The 17,274-nt window shown below is 74.5% G+C and carries 14 protein-coding genes; 8 read left to right on the top strand and 6 right to left on the bottom strand.

What is annotated here, in order from left to right; all coding sequences use genetic code 11:
- Nucleotides 1–17: 17 nt before the first annotated feature.
- The 4 genes from J5Y05_RS29550 to J5Y05_RS29535 all read left to right on the top strand — a co-directional run bounded on the left by J5Y05_RS29550 (nt 18) and on the right by J5Y05_RS29535 (nt 2,612).
- Complete coding sequence (locus J5Y05_RS29550) at nt 18–377, top strand: ArsR/SmtB family transcription factor (RefSeq protein ID WP_210876365.1); 360 nt, start codon at nt 18–20, stop codon at nt 375–377.
- Nucleotides 378–472: 95 nt separating this feature from the next.
- Nucleotides 473–883 (top strand): CoA-binding protein, encoded by a 411-nt coding sequence (locus tag J5Y05_RS29545; protein WP_210876364.1) that lies wholly within the window; start codon nt 473–475, stop codon nt 881–883.
- Nucleotides 884–1,027: 144 nt separating this feature from the next.
- Complete coding sequence (locus tag J5Y05_RS29540; protein ID WP_210876363.1) at nt 1,028–1,753, top strand: hypothetical protein; 726 nt, start codon at nt 1,028–1,030, stop codon at nt 1,751–1,753.
- 232 nt (nt 1,754–1,985) lie between these two features.
- Entirely contained in the window at nt 1,986–2,612 is a 627-nt protein-coding gene (locus J5Y05_RS29535) for a YigZ family protein (RefSeq protein ID WP_210876362.1), read from the top strand.
- A 57-nt stretch (nt 2,613–2,669) separates the two neighbouring features.
- Here the strand turns inward: J5Y05_RS29535 and J5Y05_RS29530 are convergent, their stop codons facing one another.
- The 4 genes from J5Y05_RS29530 to J5Y05_RS29515 form a co-directional block, all read right to left on the bottom strand.
- Nucleotides 2,670–3,533 carry a bifunctional 5,10-methylenetetrahydrofolate dehydrogenase/5,10-methenyltetrahydrofolate cyclohydrolase gene (locus J5Y05_RS29530; RefSeq protein ID WP_210876361.1) on the bottom strand — a complete coding sequence of 288 codons (864 nt, stop codon included), beginning with the start codon at nt 3,531–3,533 and terminating at the stop codon, nt 2,670–2,672.
- 330 nt (nt 3,534–3,863) lie between these two features.
- Entirely contained in the window at nt 3,864–4,772 is a 909-nt protein-coding gene (purU, locus tag J5Y05_RS29525) for a formyltetrahydrofolate deformylase (protein ID WP_210876360.1), read from the bottom strand.
- Nucleotides 4,769–5,641 (bottom strand): methylenetetrahydrofolate reductase, encoded by an 873-nt coding sequence (locus tag J5Y05_RS29520; protein ID WP_210876359.1) that lies wholly within the window; start codon nt 5,639–5,641, stop codon nt 4,769–4,771. The genes purU and J5Y05_RS29520 overlap by 4 nt, the downstream gene beginning before the upstream one ends.
- Before the next feature lie 162 nt (nt 5,642–5,803).
- Complete coding sequence (locus J5Y05_RS29515) at nt 5,804–7,150, bottom strand: aminomethyltransferase family protein (protein WP_210876358.1); 1,347 nt, start codon at nt 7,148–7,150, stop codon at nt 5,804–5,806.
- An 867-nt stretch (nt 7,151–8,017) separates the two neighbouring features.
- Between J5Y05_RS29515 and J5Y05_RS29510 the strand changes: the two genes are divergently transcribed.
- The 3 genes from J5Y05_RS29510 (at nt 8,018) to J5Y05_RS29500 (ending at nt 13,447) form a co-directional block, all read left to right on the top strand.
- Nucleotides 8,018–8,917, top strand: a complete 900-nt coding sequence (locus J5Y05_RS29510) for a LacI family DNA-binding transcriptional regulator (RefSeq protein ID WP_307854151.1) — start codon at nt 8,018–8,020, stop codon at nt 8,915–8,917.
- Nucleotides 8,918–9,293: 376 nt separating this feature from the next.
- Nucleotides 9,294–10,457 carry an exonuclease SbcCD subunit D gene (locus J5Y05_RS29505; RefSeq protein WP_210876356.1) on the top strand — a complete coding sequence of 388 codons (1,164 nt, stop codon included), beginning with the start codon at nt 9,294–9,296 and terminating at the stop codon, nt 10,455–10,457.
- A complete protein-coding gene (locus tag J5Y05_RS29500) occupies nt 10,454–13,447 on the top strand; it encodes an AAA family ATPase (RefSeq protein ID WP_210876355.1) in 2,994 nt (997 codons plus the stop codon). The genes J5Y05_RS29505 and J5Y05_RS29500 overlap by 4 nt, the downstream gene beginning before the upstream one ends.
- A gap of 194 nt (nt 13,448–13,641) precedes the next feature.
- On the opposite strand, the gene J5Y05_RS29495 is transcribed toward J5Y05_RS29500, so the two are convergent.
- Nucleotides 13,642–15,330: a DUF885 domain-containing protein gene (locus tag J5Y05_RS29495; RefSeq protein WP_210876354.1), complete on the bottom strand. Its 1,689-nt coding sequence runs from the start codon at nt 15,328–15,330 to the stop codon at nt 13,642–13,644.
- 78 nt (nt 15,331–15,408) lie between these two features.
- Nucleotides 15,409–15,891: an Lrp/AsnC family transcriptional regulator gene (locus tag J5Y05_RS29490; RefSeq protein ID WP_210876353.1), complete on the bottom strand. Its 483-nt coding sequence runs from the start codon at nt 15,889–15,891 to the stop codon at nt 15,409–15,411.
- Nucleotides 15,892–15,950: 59 nt separating this feature from the next.
- Between J5Y05_RS29490 and J5Y05_RS29485 the strand changes: the two genes are divergently transcribed.
- Nucleotides 15,951–17,264, top strand: a complete 1,314-nt coding sequence (locus J5Y05_RS29485; RefSeq protein WP_247615534.1) for a trans-sulfuration enzyme family protein — start codon at nt 15,951–15,953, stop codon at nt 17,262–17,264.
- The last annotated feature ends 10 nt before the right edge of the window (nt 17,265–17,274 follow it).

Genomic DNA, 17,274 nt, shown 5'->3' with positions numbered 1-17,274 from the left:
GGGGCCATTATGTGCGTATGAGCGCACGCACGCACCTGTCAACTGCGCACGATGCGCACCCGCGCACGCCGGGCGAGGAACAGGTGGCGCTCGCCGCCGAACTCCTCGCCCTGCTCGGCGACCGCACCCGGCTGACCCTGCTGCACGCCCTGACCGGCGGCGAGGCCGACGTCACCACCCTCACCGAGGCGTGCGGAGCGGCCCGGCCCGCGGTCAGCCAGCACCTGGCGCGGCTGCGGCTGGCCGGCCTCGTGGACACCCGGAAGGAAGGGCGCCGGGTGGTCTACTCGCTGCGCGACGGACACCTGCGCCGCCTGATCACCGAGGCGCTGAACGTGGCCGACCACCGGATCGCCGGCCGGCCGGCGCACGACTGACCCGGTACCCCGCGCCGCGGGAATCCCGCAGGCGCGCGGTCCGTTGACGAGACGGCGGGGCACACGCCCCGTCCACGAACCCGAGGAGGCCACCGGTGTACGGCGACGAGGCGACGGTCCGCAGGATTCTCACCGAACGGGGCGACACCTGGGCCGTGGTGGGCCTGTCGTCCAACCGGCAGCGCGCGGCGTACGGCGTCGCCGAGGTGCTCCAGCGCTTCGGCAAGCGCGTCGTGCCGGTCCACCCCAAGGCGGAGACCGTGCACGGCGAGCAGGGGTACGCGTCCCTCGCGGACATCCCCTTCGCCGTGGACGTCGTCGACGTCTTCGTCAACAGCGAACTGGCCGGTGAGGTCGCCGACGAGGCGGTGGCCAAGGGCGCCGAGGCGGTCTGGTTCCAGCTCGGCGTCGTCGACGAGGCGGCCTACGCGCGGACCCGGGAAGCGGGCCTGGACATGGTGATGGACCGCTGCCCCGCTATCGAGATCCCGCGCCTGGGGGCGTAGGGGAACGGCGGGGGCGTTCGGGGCCGGCCGCGCGTGTCGGGTGTTCCGAGGGCGTGGCCGGTGTCCGCCGCTCCCGCCGCTCCCGCTCCGCCGGGTGCGCGCGTTCGCCGTGCGGCCCGGCGGCGGTCGGCCTACGCTCGGCCCGTGCTGCGCATCATCGACGCCCGGACCGGAGAGCCGCTTCCCGCCACGTCCACCCGCAGGGGACCGGCGCGGGTCGAGGCGCACGCCGTGCGCCGGGACGCCACCCAGTTGCGGGTCCTGCTCGTCGCGGACCTGCTGGTGCGCGCCCTGGAGCTGGACGCCACGCCGGTGTGGTCCCTGCTGACCGGCCCCGAGGCGGGTGCCGACACCCGGGCCGACGCGGCGGCCCTCGGCGTCCGGCCCTTCGAGCCCGCCCGGGAGCCCGCCCCCGACCCGGCCGCCGTCGCCCGCACCCTCCACATCGTCCGCGAGGGTGAGCCGCTCCCGGACGCGCCGACGGTCGCGGTCGCCCCGGTCGCCTCCGACGACCTCGTCCTCCTCGGCTCCGCCGAGCCGTCCGTCGTCCGGCTCGCGCTGCTCGCACACCACCACCACGCGCGCGTGGCGCTCGACGACGCCGCCCTCGACGACGCCCGCGACACCCTGAAGCGCTGGCGCCGCGCGGTCGCCAACTGGGCCCGGCAGCCCTCCCGCCCGATCCCCGGCCCCGTACGCGACCGACTGCGGGGAGCCTGGGAGGACGACCTCGACGCCCCCGGTGTCCTGGACGTCCTGCGCCAGGTGGAGACCGACCCGGACCTCCCCGACGGCGCGCGCTTCGAGACCTACGCCCACACGGACCGCTTCCTCGGCCTGGACCTCGTCAGCGAACTCGGCTCCGTCTGACCGGCCCGGGTGCCCGGCCCGGCTCCCCGGCCGGCCCGACACGCCGACCCCGCACATCGCACGCCTCACGGAACCCCGACACGCCGCCGACACGCCCACCTCGCCCGCCACCCCGCCCCACGGCAGCCCGACACGCCGGCCGCGCGTCCCCGACAGGCCGACGGGCATACCGAAGACCACCCCAGGACGACGCCCCGGCCGGCCCCCGACGGCGACCGCATAGGCTGGCCCGATGCAGGACGAGTACCGGACGGTCGCCCGCGCGGGCGTGCACGAGACCGAGATCAACCGCTCGCGGTTCCTGTGCGCCCTGGCCCCGGCGGCCACCGAACGGGAGGCACAGGAGTTCATCGCGGGCGTGCGCAAGGAGCACGCGGACGCCACCCACAACTGCTGGGCGTACGTCATCGGCGCCGACGCCGCCGTACAGAAGGCCAACGACGACGGCGAACCCGGCGGAACGGCCGGCGTCCCCATGCTCCAGATGCTGCTCCGCCGCGACATGCGGTACGTCGTCGCCGTCGTCACCCGCTACTACGGCGGCGTCAAACTCGGCGCGGGCGGCCTGATCCGCGCCTACGGAGGGGCCGTCGGCGAGGCCCTGGACCACGTCGGCACCCTCACCCGGCGCCGCTTCCGGCTCGCCACCGTGACCGTCGACCACCAGCGCGCCGGCAGGCTGGAGAACGACCTGCGCGCCACCGGCCGCACCGTGCGCGAGGTGCGGTACGCCGAGGAGGTCACCATCGAGATCGGCCTGCCCGACGCCGAGGTGGACGCCTTCCGCGCCTGGCTCGCCGACACCACCGCGGGCACCGCCGTCCTCACCCTCGGCGGAGAGGCGTACGGAGACGCCTGACCGAGGGCCCACCGCGTACCGAGGGCCCCGGCGCGACGGCGTCCGGACGGAGGCCGGCTATGCGGGCACCGCCTCACGCCCGGCTGCCCACTCGGCGGCCCGGAGCGTGTTGACCAGGAGCATGGCGATGGTCATCGGGCCCACGCCGCCGGGTACGGGGGTGATGCGGCCGGCGATCCCGTCGAGTTCGGCGGCGCGGACGTCGCCGGTGAGGCCGTCGGGGGTGCGGTGGATGCCGACGTCGACGACGGTCGCGCCGGGCTTGATGTGTTCCGGACCGATGAGGCCCCGGACGCCGGTGGCGGCCACGACGACGTCGGCGGGCCGGGTGACGGCGGCGAGGTCGGCGGTGAACTCGTGGGCGACGGTCACCGTGGCGCCCCGGCGCAGCAGCAACTGGGCCAGAGGGCGGCCGACGAGTTCACCCCAGCCGACGACGGTGGCACAGGCGCCCTTCAGCTCGATGCCCTCGGCGTCGAGGAGTTCGATGACGCCGCTGGGTGTGCAGGGGCGCAGGCCGCGTTCGTTCCGGGCCAGGCGGCCGGCGCTGGCCGTGGTCAGGCCGTCGACGTCCTTGGCGACGGGGATGCGGTCGATCAGTGGGGCGGCGTCGAGGTGTGCGGGCAGCGGGAGTTGGAGGAGGATGCCGGAGACGTCCGGATCGGCGGCGAGTTCGTCGATGGCCGCCGCGACCGTACCGTGGGTGGCTTCCTCGGGCAGGTGGCGGTGGACGTCGCGCATCCCGGCCTCGCGGACGGCACGCCGTTTGACGGCGACGTACACGGCACTGGCCGCGTCGTCGCCGACGAGGATGGTCGCCAGTCCGGGCACCCGTCCGTCGGGCGTGAGCCGGGCGACCCGTTCCGCGACGCCGGCCCGGATCTCTCGGGCGATCCGGGCGCCGTCGATCGTGGTTGTCATGGTGGCGAACCGCTTTCTGTCGGTGAACGAATCGCCCGGTGGAGAGGGCTGTGTGCGGGGCCGCGCCCAGGCGTGACCGCGGTGCGCGGTGTCGGGGACCGGGGTCGACGGGCGAGTGCCGCCCGGCGTCGTGGACCGGGGCGACGGGCGAGTGCCGCCCGGCGTCGGGGACCGGGGCGACGGCGAGTGCCGCGGCGGACCCGCGCCGTCCGCCGCGGCGTTCGCCGCCGACCCCGGTGGCGTGTTCCGGCGCGCGACAAGACCACCTGTCCCGGTGCCGGGCGGTTTCCCCGCCGGGACAGGTGGCTGAACCGTGGTCCGGCCGGCCGGTCAGGCGAAGACGATGGTGTGGTTGCCGTTGCGGATGACCCGGTCCTCGGCGTGCCAGAGCACCGCGCGGGAGAGAACGGCGCGTTCGACGTCCGCGCCGCGCCGGGCGAGGTCGGCGGCCGTGTCGGCGTGGCTCACCCGGACGACGTCCTGCTCGATGATCGGACCCTCGTCCAGATCCTCGGTGACGTAGTGCGCGGTGGCGCCCACCAGCTTCACTCCGCGCTCCTTGGCCTTGGCGTACGGGCCGGCGCCGATGAACGCGGGCAGGAAGGAATGGTGGATGTTGATGATCGGTACGCCGGCCTCCTCGATGAAGCCGGCGGACAGGATCTGCATGTAGCGGGCGAGGACGACGAAGTCGACGTTGTCCTTGAGCAGCCGCAGGTGCTCCGCCTCGGCGGCGGACTTGTCCGCGCCCATGGACGGCACGTGAAAGAACGGGATGCCGAAACTCCGTACCGACTCGGCGACATCGGGGTGGTTGGAGATCACCATCGGGATGCTGATGGGCAGTTGGCCCTGGCGGTGGCGCCAGAGCAGGTCGAGCAGGCAGTGGTCCGATTTGGAGGCGAAGATCGCCGCCCGCCTGGGCACCGACAGGTCCCGCAGCGTGTAGGTGAGGCCGTACCGTTTCACCAGTTCCTCGTCGAAGTCGGCACGCAGCGCGGGCAGGTCGGCCTGGAGGCCGTCCAGACCGAAGACGGTGCGCTGGAAGAAGGCGCCGCCCTGCGGGTTGTCGGAGTACTGGTCGAGGGAGACGATGTTGGCGCCGTGCGTACTGAGCACCGAGGTCACGGCCGCGACGATGCCGGTGGCGTCGGCGCCCTGGACGATCAGCGACGCCTGGTGGCCGGTCCCCTTCCTCCTCGTTCCGGCGGTGACGGGGGCGGCCTGGGCGAGCGTCATGCGAGAGCTTCCTTCCTGAACCGGGCGATCCATTCGGACGTGGCCTTCAGCCCGCCGAACGTATAGAAGTGGATCTTCACCTGGCCGTGCCGTGCCGGGTCGTGGCCCTCGGTGAGAGCGCGCAGGAAGGCGTCCGGTCCCGCGGTGCCCATGAGGTTGGTGAGCGACAGCCCGTATTTCTTGGCGATGGAGGCACTGGTGCCGACGCCGAACCGTGCCGCGTACGCCATCAGCCGCCTGACCCCGGCCGGACCGGGGACACCGATACGGATCGGCAGGGTGACGCCGTGGCCCCGGACCTGCTCGATCCAGGCGAGGACGGCGTCCACGTCGAAACCGAACTGGGTGATGACGCTGCCGTCCAGACCCTGGGCGGCGATGGCCGCGCTCTTGTCCCGCAGCGCGGCCCACAGCACGTCACCGTCGATGGTGGGGTGCCCCTCCGGGTAGCCGCCGATGCCGACGTGCCTGACGCCGTACTCCGGGAGCAGGCCCGATTCGATCAGGGCGAGGGAGTCCTCGTACGGTCCTTCGGGCCGGGCCGGGTCGCCGCCGACGGTGAAGACGTCGGCGCCGGTGCCGTCCGCCTGCAGCGCGGCGAGGAACCGCTCGAAGTCGGCCCGGGATTCGAGGCGCCGGGCGGAGATGTGCGGCACCGGCGTGAAGCCGAGACGCTTCACGGCCCGCGCGGCGTCCAGGCGCATCCCCAGGTCCTCGTTGCCGAGGAAGGTGACGTTGACGCGGGTGCCCGGCGGGATGAGGCCGGCGGCCTCGTCGAGCTTGGGGACGTCCTTTGCGGTCATCTCCAGGGAGAAGTCCTTCAGCAGTGACGTACTCACCGCCGGGGTGGCTGTGCCGAGGGGGTTCATGATGCTCCTAGTGAAGGCGGGTGCGCCCTGGCGCCGGCGGTCCCGCCGCCCGCACACCGGCGACGGCGGCCGGGGAGGACGCCCGGGGCCGGGCCGGCCCGGGACGTCGTCCTCCGGCCGGCCGGGCTCGGTGGGGAACCGGCAGGACCACGGGGGCGCCCGTCAGGCGTTGCGGCGGTAGTCGGTGCGGGCGTGCCGGTCGAACGGGCTGGGCCGGACGGTGGCGCGGATGCGGGGGAACCCGAGGTCGGCCTCGGGATCGGTACCTCGGCCGGGGTGCTCGCCCCAGACCACTGTCACCTCGGTGCCGGGTGTGGCGTGGGCGGGGTCGAGCAGCGTCTGGGCGAGGACCGTGCCGACCGGGTCGATGGCCGCCGTCTGCATGGTGACGCCGGCCAGACCGGCGGAGGTCTCCACCCGGTGGCGGGCGTAGCTGAGCACGAAACCGGGGTCCTCTCCGCCCCCCAGCACCCGGCGCACGTCGTCGGGGTCGAAGACGAGGGTGATCTTCTTGCGCAGGCTGTCGTCCGCGTGGGCGGCGAGCAGGGCGTCCCGGCCGTGGAAGTCGTGTCCGAAGTGGATCATCTTTCCGTAGCCCAGCTCGTACGGGGAGACGTAGTAGTCCTCGATGTCCTCGGAGAAGTAGCTGCCGCTGAGCGGGCGCTTGCCCTCGATGCCGAACAGCGGGAGCCACGCGCGGTACTCCGCCAGCTCGGGGTCGGAGTAGACACCGGGTACCGGCGAGGGTATCCAGCCGCTCTCCACACTGGGCGTCGTGTACGCCAGCGCGCCGACCTGGACCAGGCCGAGCGGCTCACCGGCCTTCAGGAACGCCTCATGCACGTGAGCGGCGTGCTCCCAGGGCCCGATGAACTCGTACCCGGCCTGACCGGCCATGCCGTGGCGCAGCGCCTTGAAGGAGCGGCCGTCCAGCGTGACCGGCGTGGAGTGGAAGAACTTCGTCTCGGGGACCGGGCCGCCGAAGACCTTCCCGATCAGATCCAGCGCCAGCGGGCCCTGGATCTGATAGCGGAACAGCTTCGGGTCGCCGCCCCCGGGGCGGAACGCGGAGGACGGGTCGGTGGTGAAGCCGACGTCGTAACCGGCCTTCTCCGCGTGGTAGCGCACCCAGTGCTGCGACGCCGGAACACCGCTGAGGACGTAGGTGTTCTCGGCCTCGCGGGAGAGGATGCCGTCCGTGACGATGTGGCCGTGCCGGGTCACCGGCACGTACTGCTTGGCCTGGCCGATCGCGAACTTCTCGAAGTTGTTCGCGCCGTACTCGGCGAGGACACGCGTGGCGTCCGGGCCCTCGATCCACATGTCGAACATGTGGTGCGACAGGTTCAACAGCGCGACCCCCTCGTGCCAGGCGCGCTGCTCCTGCCTCCAGCCCACGTACTCACGGTCGACCACCTCGGGCGTCCACGGCTCGGCACCCGGCCGCCACAACAGGTCGATGGGCGAGCCGGCCTTGTCGATGCCGTCCTGAAGGCTGGGAGTTGTCATGCGGCTCTCTCTTTCATGGTGGGTGTGTACGGGCGTCGCGCCCGAGAGGGACCGGTGCGACACAGCGCCCGCTCGGTCCCGGACCGAGCCACCCGCACGGCCGCACCGAGCGGATGGCTCCGAGCGGATGGCTCCGAGCTAGAACGATCTAGTAAGTAGGCGATGGCCGCCGTGTGCCCGGACGTCCCGCAAGTCCGGCCGATGCCTGCCGAGGGTCGTCGGGAAGTGTCGGAGACGGCCGTACGGCGGCGGGTCGGGGCGCCGCGACGGCCGCCGGGCCGGCGCTCGCGGCCTCGCGCGCCAGTCCGGCGGTGACGTCGAGGATGCTCCTGGGTGATGCTGTGTCGGTCATCGCGGGAGATTCCTCCTCCGCCCGCAGGCCGTCGGCCGGCGTGCTGGACAAGCCGATTCGATGTGGCGGATACGCTACAGCCGCGAACTAAATCGTTCTAGCCTCCGTGTTCGCTTCTTGGCTACGCGGCGCGCAAGGTGACCTTGCACGCCGCGACGGGCCGGGGCGGTGGTGGCACGGGCGTCTCCGAAGGAGGCGCCCCCGCCCTGACGACCCCGTGGACAGGAGCGGTGATCCCCGGGGCGGCGGTGATCCGTCCCGGCCGGTCCGGCTTCCGTCCCGGCCGTCCGGTTTCCGTCCCGCCGGGGACGCGGACTCCGGCGGGCCGTGACCGGTGCGTCGCCGTACACCGGTCCGGCGTTGTTCCACCACCGGGGCATGCGCGCCAGTCGGCTCGTGCACCGGTGGCGGCCGGGTTCCCTAGAATGGCTGTGCGCCGGCCCACAGGGGTGCGGTGCGCGAACCGCATCGGAGCAGGGGTGATGGGCAATTCCGGCAGGGTCACGCTGAACGACGTGGCCGCGGCCAGCGGAGTCTCCCGCGCCACGGTGAGTTTCGTCCTCAACGACGACCCCCGCCAGACCATCTCCGCCGCCACCCGCGACCGGGTCAAGCAGGCCGCCCGGGAACTCGGTTACGTGCCGCACGGAGTGGCCAGGGCACTGCGCGAGGGTTCGTCCCGCGTCGTCGTCCTCAACATCGAGGCGGGCCTGGAGGGCCACTACTCGCACAGCTACATCCAGGGCCTCGACGCCGAACTCGCCGCACACGAGCACGTCCTGCTCGTCCGGCACGGCCACCACACCCCGCAGTCCACCCGGCAGGTCCTGGACGCCATCGCGCCTCGCGCCGTCATCCGCTTCGGCGAGACCTACCTCACCGGCCGCGAACTCGACGACCTCGGCGGCGGCTGGCGCGACGGCCTCGCCGCGCACTCCGCACTGCAACTGCGTCACCTGGTGGAACACGGCCACACCCATGTCGCCGTGGCCCTGCCCGACACCGAATCCCCGCTCGCCGCGACCCGTCTGAAGTTCACCGGGCACGCCGCGCGGAACCTGGGTGTCCCCGTACCCGACTCCTTCGCCACCCCGCTCGAACCCTCCGCCTGCGCCGAAGCCGTCGAGGCGTTCCTCACCGAAGCGCCCGAGGTGACCGCGATCGCGGGATTCAACGACGACGTGGCCCTGCGCGTCCTGATGGCCCTGCGCGACCTCGGCCGCCGGGTGCCGGACGACATGGCCGTCATCGGCTTCGACGACAACGGGTACGGCGCCTACACCACCCCCGGGCTGACCACCGTCCACGTCGACGCCGAAGCCCACGGCCGGCTCAGCGCCCGCCTCGCGCTCGGGCTCGGCACCGGTGCGCTCCGCCCGCTGCCCGCGCGCGTCGTCGTCCGGCAGTCGGTCTGACCTTCGCCTGGACCCCCGGCCAGGCTGTCGGGGCCGGGCGAATTCGGGGCCGCCGGGAGAAGGGCGAGAGGTGCGGTGGCGAGCCATGGACCGCGCACCCGCCGTGCAGCTTCTTCGCGAGCAGCGCCGTCGCGGGTGGCGTCCCCCCGGCCGCAGGCGCCGCCGCCGGAGGTGTCGGGGCGGCCCGGTCAGGCCGTCGTCCAGCCCCCCGCGCACATCCACGGACATCCGAGCCCGCTGCCGATGGCAGACTGAGGCCCGTGACGGACCAGGTACCGAGGGCGAAAGCGTGGTCGGTGCCGACAACGCCGACCGTGCAGGTTCGGTACCGGGACCAGGGTGACGTAGGGGGAGACATGCAGGTCGGAGGGGCGTCTTGAGAATTCTGCACACATCCGACTGGCACCTCGGCCGGTCCTTCCACCGGGTGAGCATGCTCGACGCCCAGGCCGCGTTCGTCGGTCACCTCGTGGCGACCGCGCGGGAGCGGGCCGTCGACGCCGTGGTCGTCTCGGGGGACGTGTACGACCGGGCGGTGCCGCCGCTGGCCGCCGTCGAGCTGTTCGACGACGCCCTGCACCGGCTCGCCGGCCTCGGCGTGCCCACGGTGATGATCTCCGGCAACCACGACTCCGCCCGCCGCCTCGGCGTCGGCTCCGGACTCCTCGACCGCGCGGGCGTCCACCTGCGCACCGACCCCGCCGGCTGCGGCACCCCCGTGGTCCTGGAGGACGCGCACGGACCGGTGGCCTTCTACGGACTGCCGTACCTGGAACCCGCCCTCGTGCGCGCCGAGTTCGGCGTGGAGAAGGCCGGGCACGAGGCCGTGCTCGGCGCCGCCATGGACCGGGTCCGCGCCGACCTCGCCGGCCGCCCCGCGGGCACCCGTTCCATCGTCCTCGCCCACGCCTTCGTCACCGGCGGCGAACCGAGCGACAGCGAACGGGACATCACCGTGGGCGGAGTGGCCGCCGTGCCCCGCGGCGTCTTCACCGGCGTCGACTACGTCGCCCTCGGCCACCTGCACGGCGCCCAGACCCTCACCGAGCGCGTCCGCTACTCCGGCTCCCCGCTGCCGTACTCCTTCTCCGAGGCCGCCCACCGCAAGAGCATGTGGCTCGTCGACCTGGACGCCGCCGGCACCGTCACCGCCGAGCGCGTCGACTGCCCGGTCCCGCGCCCGCTGGCCCGGCTGCGCGGCACCCTGGACGACCTCCTCGCCGACCCGGGGCTGGCCCGGTACGAGGACGCCTGGGTCGAGGCGACCCTCACCGACCCCGTCCGGCCCGCCGACCCCATGGCCCGCCTCACCACCCGCTTCCCGCACGCCCTCAGCCTCGTCTTCGCCCCCGAACGCGACCCCGGGGACCCCGACGTCTCCTACGCCCGGCGGCTGGCCGGCCGCAGCGACCAGCAGGTCGCCGAGGACTTCGTCGCCCATGTGCGGGGCGCCGGTCCCGACGACCGCGAACAGCGGGTCCTGCGCGACGCGTTCGACGCCGTCCGGGCCGACGAGACGCTGCGGGAGGTGGCCCTGTGAGGCTGCACCGGCTCGACCTGACCGCCTTCGGCCCCTTCGGCGGAACGCAGAGCGTCGACTTCGACGAGCTGTCCGCCGCCGGGCTCTTCCTGCTGCACGGCCCCACCGGTGCCGGCAAGACCTCCGTCCTCGACGCCGTCTGCTACGCGCTCTACGGTTCCGTCCCCGGCGCCCGGCAGTCGGGCCAGGGCGCCACCCTGCGCAGCGACCACGCCGCCGCCGGCACCCGTACCGAGGTGCGCCTCGACCTCACCGTCGCCGGACGGCGGCTGGAGGTCACCCGGCAGCCGCCCTTCGAACGCCCCAAGCGGCGCGGCACCGGCACGACGGTCGACAAGGCTCACAGCTCCCTCCGCGAGTACGACACCGCGGCCGGTACCTGGAAGGACCTCAGCCGCTCCCACCAGGAGATCGGCGAGGAGATCACTCAGCTCCTCGGCATGAGCCGCGAGCAGTTCTGCCAGGTCGTCCTGTTGCCCCAGGGCGACTTCGCCCGGTTCCTGCGCGCCGACGCCGAGGCCCGCGGCAGGCTGCTCGGCCGCCTCTTCGACACCCGGCGCTTCGCCGAGGTCGAAAAACGCCTCACCGAACGGCGCCGCGGCGCCGAGACCCGGGTACGGGAGGGCGACGCCGCGCTGCTGGCCGACGCCCACCGCATGCAGCAGGTCGCCGGCGACGCCATGGAGCTGCCCGAGGCGGCACCGGGCGAACCGGGGCTGGCCGAGGCCGTCCTCAGCGCCGCCGCCGTCGCCCGCAGCACCGCCCGCGAACAGCTCACCATCGCGGACCGGTGGCTCGCGGCGGCCGAGTCCGCGCAGGCCACCGCCGAACGCGACCTCGCCGACACGCGCGAACTGCACCGCCTCCAGCACCGGTACGCCGAGACACGCCGACGGGCCGCCCGACTCGCCGAACGCGCCGACGACCACCGCGAGGCGCGGGAACGCCGGGAGCGCGCCCGCCGCGCCGAGACCGTCGCCCCCGCGCTGGAGCTGCGGGACGCCACCGACACCGAACACCGGCGGGCCGCCACCGCCGAGACGCACGCGCGTGCCCGGCTCCCCGAAACCCTCGCGGACGCCGGGGCGGACGCACTGTCCGCCGCCGCCCGCCGCGCCGCCGAGGAACTGGGCGCCCTGGAGTCGGCCCGCCGCGCCGAGCGGCGCCTCACCGCCCTCGTCGCCGAACGCGCCACCCTCGACCGGCAGGACAGCGACGACGAAGACCTCCGGCACGACGCCGAGACCTGGCTCGACGACTGGGAACAGACCCGCGCCGACCTCCAGACCCGCGTCGACACCGCCCTGGCGGCGGTGACCCAGGCCGAACAGCTCGCGGCCCGGCGCGAATCCGCGCAACGGCGGCTGAAGGCCGCCCGGGACCGCGACCGGCTCACCGCCGACGCCGACGCGGCCCGGCAGCGCACGCTCACCGCCGCCGAAGAGGCCGTCACCGCCCGCGACCACTGGCTCCGCCTCAAGGAACAGCGGCTCCAGGGCATCGCCGCCGAACTCGCCGCCCACCTCACCGACGGCCGGCCCTGCGCGGTCTGCGGCGCCACCGAACACCCCGCGCCCGCCCGCAAGGACGCAGGTCACATCGACCGCGACGCCGAGGAAAGCGCCCTCGACACCAGCCGGCGTGCCGACGCCGCGCGTGCCGCCGCCGAACAGCACGAGGCCACCGTACGGACGGCCCTCGCCGCCGCCACCGAGGAGGCGGGCGACACCCCCACCGCCGAACTGGCCGATCACGCCGCCGACCTGGAGGGCCGGCACGCGCGGGCCAGGGCCCTCGCCTCCGGACTCCACGCCGCCCAGGAAGCCCTGCGCCGCGCCGAGGCGGAACGCGAACAGCGCGCCGAGGCCCGGCAGCAGGCCGCCCTCCGCGCCGCCGCCCGCGTCGGCACCCGCGACCGGCTCGACCGGGAACTGGCCACCCTGGAAGAGGAGTTGGCCCAGGCCCGCGCCGGCGCCGACAGTGTGGCCGAGCGCGCCGGACGGCTGGAGCGCCGGGCCGAGCTGCTCACCGAGGCCGCCGACGCCGTCCGTACCGCCGAGGACACCGCCCGGCGGCTCAAGGACGCCGACGCCCGCCTCGCCGACGCCGCCTTCCGGGCCGGCTTCGACACGCCCGGCGAGGCCGCCGCCGCACTCCTCGACGACACCGCCCACCGCGAACTGCAACGGCGCCTGGACGACTGGCAGAACGAGGAGGCCGCCGTCCGCGCCGGCCTCGCCGAGGAGGACGCCGCCGCCGCGTCCCGGCGCCCGGACGCCGACCTCCCCGCCGCCGAACGCGCCGCCGCCGACGCGGCCCGACGGCTGCGCGAGGCCGCCTCCGCGCGCGACGACGCCGCCCGGCGCGGCGCCGAACTCGACCGGCTGTCCGTACGCGTCACGGACGCCGTCCGTCGGCTCGCCCCGCTCCGCGAGGAGTACACGCGCGTCGCCCGGCTCGCCGCCCTCGCCGCGGGCACCTCGGCGGACAACGAACGCCGGATGCGACTGGAGTCGTACGTGCTGGCCGCCCGGCTGGAGCAGGTCGCCGCCGCCGCGACGGCCCGGCTGCGGCAGATGTCCTCCGGTCGCTACACCCTCGTCCACTCCGACGACCGCACCGGGCGCGGGCGCAGCGGCCTCGGCCTGCACGTCGTCGACGCCTGGACCGGCCGCGAACGGGACACGGCGACCCTCTCCGGGGGCGAGACCTTCTTCGCCTCCCTGGCCCTCGCGCTCGGCCTCGCCGACGTGGTCACCGACGAGGCCGGCGGGGTGCGGCTGGACACCCTCTTCATCGACGAGGGCTTCGGCAGCCTCGACGAACACACCCTCGACGAGGTCCTCGACGTCCTCGACTCGCTGCGCGAGCGGGACCGCAGCGTCGGCATCGTCAGCCACGTCGCCGACCTGCGGCGCCGCGTCCACGCCCAACTGGAGGTCGTCAAGGACCGGTCGGGCTCGACGCTGAGGCAGCGCGGAGCGGGCTGACGGCCCCCCGCCGTCGGCCGGCGGGTCGTCCCCGACCATGGCCGGGAGCCGTAGCCCGCGGGCGACTCGCCGACGGCCGGCACCAGCGCACGCCACGGAGCACCCCGGGCGTGTCCCGTACCGGCGGCGGCCCGCCGGGCTCCCTCGCGTGGCATCCCACGGACGGGGCACGACGGGCCGCCGCGCGGGCCGGTTCAGAGGCGGGACAACTCGTCCACCAGGTCGTCCAGGCCGAGGGAGCCCTGCGAGAGGGCCGCCATGTGCCATGCCTTCGGGTCGAAGGCGTCACCGTGCCGCGCCCGCGCCTTCTCCCGGCCCAGCAGCCAGGCGCGCTCACCGAGCTTGTAGCCGATCGCCTGTCCCGGGATCGTCAGGTAGCGGGTCAGCTCGCTCTCCACGAAGTCCGCCGGACGGCTGCTGTGCGCGCCGAAGAACTCCTGCGCCAGCTCCGGCGTCCACCGCTCGCCCGGGTGGAACGGCGAGTCCGCCGGGATCTCCAGCTCCAGGTGCATGCCGATGTCGACGATGACCCGCAGCGCCCGCATCATCTGCGCGTCCAGGTACCCGAGCCGCTGCTCCGCGTCCGTGAGGAAGCCCAGCTCGTCCATGAGCCGCTCCGCGTACAGCGCCCAGCCCTCGGCGTTGGCGCTGACCATGCCGACGGACGCCTGGTAGCGGGAGAGGTCGCCCGCCACGTGCGCCCACTGCGCGAGCTGGAGGTGGTGGCCCGGCACGCCCTCGTGGTACCAGGTCGACACCAGGTCGTAGACCGGGAAGCGGGTCTGGCCCATCGTGGGCAGCCAGGTCCGGCCGGGCCGGGAGAAGTCCTCCGACGGCGGCGTGTAGTACGGGGCCGCCGCACTGCCGGGCGGGGCGATGCGCGACTCCACCTTCCGCACCCGCTCGGCGAGTTCGAAGTGGGTGCCGTCCAGCGACTCGATCGCCTGGTCCATCAGGCCCTGGAGCCACTCGCGGACCTCGTCGACCCCCTCGATGTGCCGTCCGTGCTCGTCCAGGTGGGCGAGCGCCACCCACGGCGTCCCGGCGCCGGGCAGGACCTTCTCCGCCTCCTCCTTCATCTGAGCGAGGAGCCGGTGGTACTCGGCCCAGCCGTACGCGTACGCCTCGTCCAGGTCCAGGTCGGTGCCGTTGAAGTAACGCGACCAGCGCGCGTAACGCTCCCGGCCCACCGTGTCCGGGGCGCCGGCGATCGCGGGCGCGTACACGTCCCGCATCCAGTCCCGCAGCTCCACGACGGCCGCGGTCGCGCCCCGGGCCGCCTCGTCCAGCTCCGCGCGCAGCGCCTCGGGGCCGGCCGCCGCGAAGTCCTCGAACCAGCCGCGCCCCTCCCCGGTGTCCGCCCACTCGCCGAGCTGCCCGACGAAGGTGGCCGTCGGGCGGGGCGCCGCGTACAGCCCGCGCTCCAGACCCAGCGCGAGGGAGGCGCGGTAGCCCGCGAGCGCGTCCGGCACCGCGCGCAGCCGCTCGGCGATCCGCGACCAGTCCTCGTCCGTGGCCGTCGGCGTCACCGTGAACACCTCCCGCACCGAGTGCGCGGCGGTGCCCATGTTGCCGACCGAACGCAGCCCCTCGTCGGCCTCGTGCACGGCGAGTTCGGCGGTCAGCCGCTCGCGCAGCAGCCGGGCGCAACGGCGCTCCACGTCACTGTCGCCGCCGGGCCGGCGCTCCGCCTCGTCGAGCCGGGCGAGCGTGGTCCGGGCCAGTTCCGCCAGGGCCTCCTGCCCCGCCGGGGAGAAGTCGGGCAGCCGTCCGGAACTCTCCTGCACGCCGAGGTAGGTACCGGTGACCGGGTCGAGGGCGATGAGGTCGTCGACATAGGCGTCGGCGACCTCGCGGGGCAGCGGGCTTTTCGTCTCTGACATGCGGACATCCTCGTACGGATAGCGGTGCCGCGTCAGCCCGCCGGGTACGGCCGCGGCGCCCCGGTGCCCGGATTTCGCTCAGGGCGTGGCGGGCGGCGGCAGCAGCGGCCCGCACTCCCACTGCTGGAAGATCAGCCGCGTCTCCACCCGGGCCACCTCGCGCCGGGAGGTGAACTCGTCCAGTACCAGCCGCTGGAGGTCGGCCATGTCCGCGACGGCGACATGGACGAGGTAGTCGTCCGGCCCGGTCAGGTGGAAGACGGTCCGCGACTCCGGCAGCGCCCGGATGCGCTCGACGAACGGGCCGACCAGCTCCCGCCGGTGCGGGCGGACCTGCACCGACAGCAGGGCCTGGAGCCCGCGCCCCAGCTTCGCCGGGTCCAGCTCCAGCCGGTGGCCGAGGATCACCCCCGCCCGCCGCAGCCGGGTCACCCGGTCCAGGCAGGTCGACGGGGCGACCCCCACCTGCGCGGCGAGGTCCCGGTAGGTGGTCCGGGCGTCGTTCTGCAACAGCCGCAGCAGATGGAGATCGACCGGATCGAGTACGACGGAATCGGCCATCGGCCGAACGTAGCACGGCATCCCGTCCCGGAGATCCGGGCGCTGTTCACCCTTCGGCCATGGACACTGCGCGCACGCCCACGCCACCCGCCGCCGACGTACGCTCCACCGCGACCGCGACCCCGTCTCGGGGCCGGGCCCTGGCCACCGAGGCGGTGCACGCCGGGCGCGACGACCTCGCCGCCCAGGGAGTGCACGCCCCGCCCATCGACCTGTCGACCACGTACCCCTCGTACGACAGCCGCGGTGAGGCCGCCCGCATCGACGCCTTCGCCGCCACCGGCGCCGACCCCGACGGCCCGCCCGTCTACGGCCGGCTCGGCAACCCGACCGTCGCCCGCTTCGAGACCGCCCTCGCCCGGCTGGAGGGCACCGAGTCCGCGGTCGCCTTCGCCAGCGGCATGGCCGCGCTCAGCGCCGTCCTGCTCGCCCGCGCCGCCTCGGGACTGCGCCACGTCGTCGCCGTACGCCCCCTGTACGGGTGCAGCGACCACCTCCTGACCGCCGGCGTGCTCGGCACGGAGGTCACCTGGACCGACCCGGCCGGCATCACCGACGCGCTGCGCCCCGACACCGGGCTGGTGCTGGTGGAGTCCCCGGCCAACCCCACCCTCGCCGAGGTCGACCTGCGGGCCGTCGCCCACGCCTGTGGTTCGGTGCCGCTGCTCGTCGACAACACCTTCGCCACGCCCGTCCTCCAGCGGCCCGCCGAACACGGCGCCCGGATCGTGCTGCACAGCGCCACCAAGTACCTCGGCGGACACGGTGACGTGCTGGCCGGGGTAGTCGCCTGCGACGAGGAGTTCGCCGGGGCCCTGCGGCAGGTCCGCTTCGCCACGGGCGGCGTGCTCCACCCGCTCGCCGGTTACCTGCTGCTGCGCGGACTGTCCACGCTGCCGGTCCGGGTGCGCGCCGCCTCCGCCAACGCGGCCGACCTCGCCCGGCGCCTCGCCGGGGACCCGCGCGTGGCCCGCGTCCACTACCCGCGGCTCGGCGGGGCGATGGTCTCCTTCGAGGTCCACGGCGACCCGCACGAGGTGATCTCCCGGGTGCGCCTGATCACCCCGGCGGTGAGCCTGGGCAGCGTCGACACGCTCATCCAGCACCCCGCCTCCATCAGCCACCGCATCGTGGACGCCGACGACCGGCGGGGCGCCGGGGTGAGCGACCGGCTGCTGCGGCTGTCGGTGGGCCTGGAGGACGTCGACGACCTGTGGGCCGACCTGGACACCGCGCTCGGGGAACCGGGGGCGGCCGACGGGGGCGCCGGGGTTGCCGGGGTCGCTGGGGTTGCCGGGGGCTCAGGGGTCTCAGGGGGCGTCGAGGTCTCGGGGGACGTCGAGGCGGAGGCGCGGCCCGTCCTGGCCGAGTGACGTGAGCCCG

It is taken from the genome of Streptomyces tagetis (genome assembly GCF_018069565.1).
Classification (GTDB): Bacteria; Actinomycetota; Actinomycetes; order Streptomycetales; family Streptomycetaceae; genus Streptomyces; species Streptomyces tagetis.
Note: the sequence above shows the minus strand (reverse complement) of the source record. Positions and strands in the feature narration are given on the sequence as shown.

Coding starts and splice junctions, on each gene's coding strand:
- J5Y05_RS29530 (WP_210876361.1), bottom strand. CDS start 3,533: ATGACAACCACGATCGACGGCGCCCGGATCGCCCGAGAGATCCGGGCC.
- J5Y05_RS29515 (WP_210876358.1), bottom strand. CDS start 7,150: ATGACAACTCCCAGCCTTCAGGACGGCATCGACAAGGCCGGCTCGCCC.
- J5Y05_RS29485 (WP_247615534.1), top strand. CDS start 15,951: ATGGACACTGCGCGCACGCCCACGCCACCCGCCGCCGACGTACGCTCC.
- J5Y05_RS29535 (WP_210876362.1), top strand. CDS start 1,986: ATGCAGGACGAGTACCGGACGGTCGCCCGCGCGGGCGTGCACGAGACC.
- J5Y05_RS29550 (WP_210876365.1), top strand. CDS start 18: ATGAGCGCACGCACGCACCTGTCAACTGCGCACGATGCGCACCCGCGC.
- J5Y05_RS29490 (WP_210876353.1), bottom strand. CDS start 15,891: ATGGCCGATTCCGTCGTACTCGATCCGGTCGATCTCCATCTGCTGCGG.
- purU (WP_210876360.1), bottom strand. CDS start 4,772: ATGACGCTCGCCCAGGCCGCCCCCGTCACCGCCGGAACGAGGAGGAAG.
- J5Y05_RS29520 (WP_210876359.1), bottom strand. CDS start 5,641: ATGAACCCCCTCGGCACAGCCACCCCGGCGGTGAGTACGTCACTGCTG.
- J5Y05_RS29495 (WP_210876354.1), bottom strand. CDS start 15,330: ATGTCAGAGACGAAAAGCCCGCTGCCCCGCGAGGTCGCCGACGCCTAT.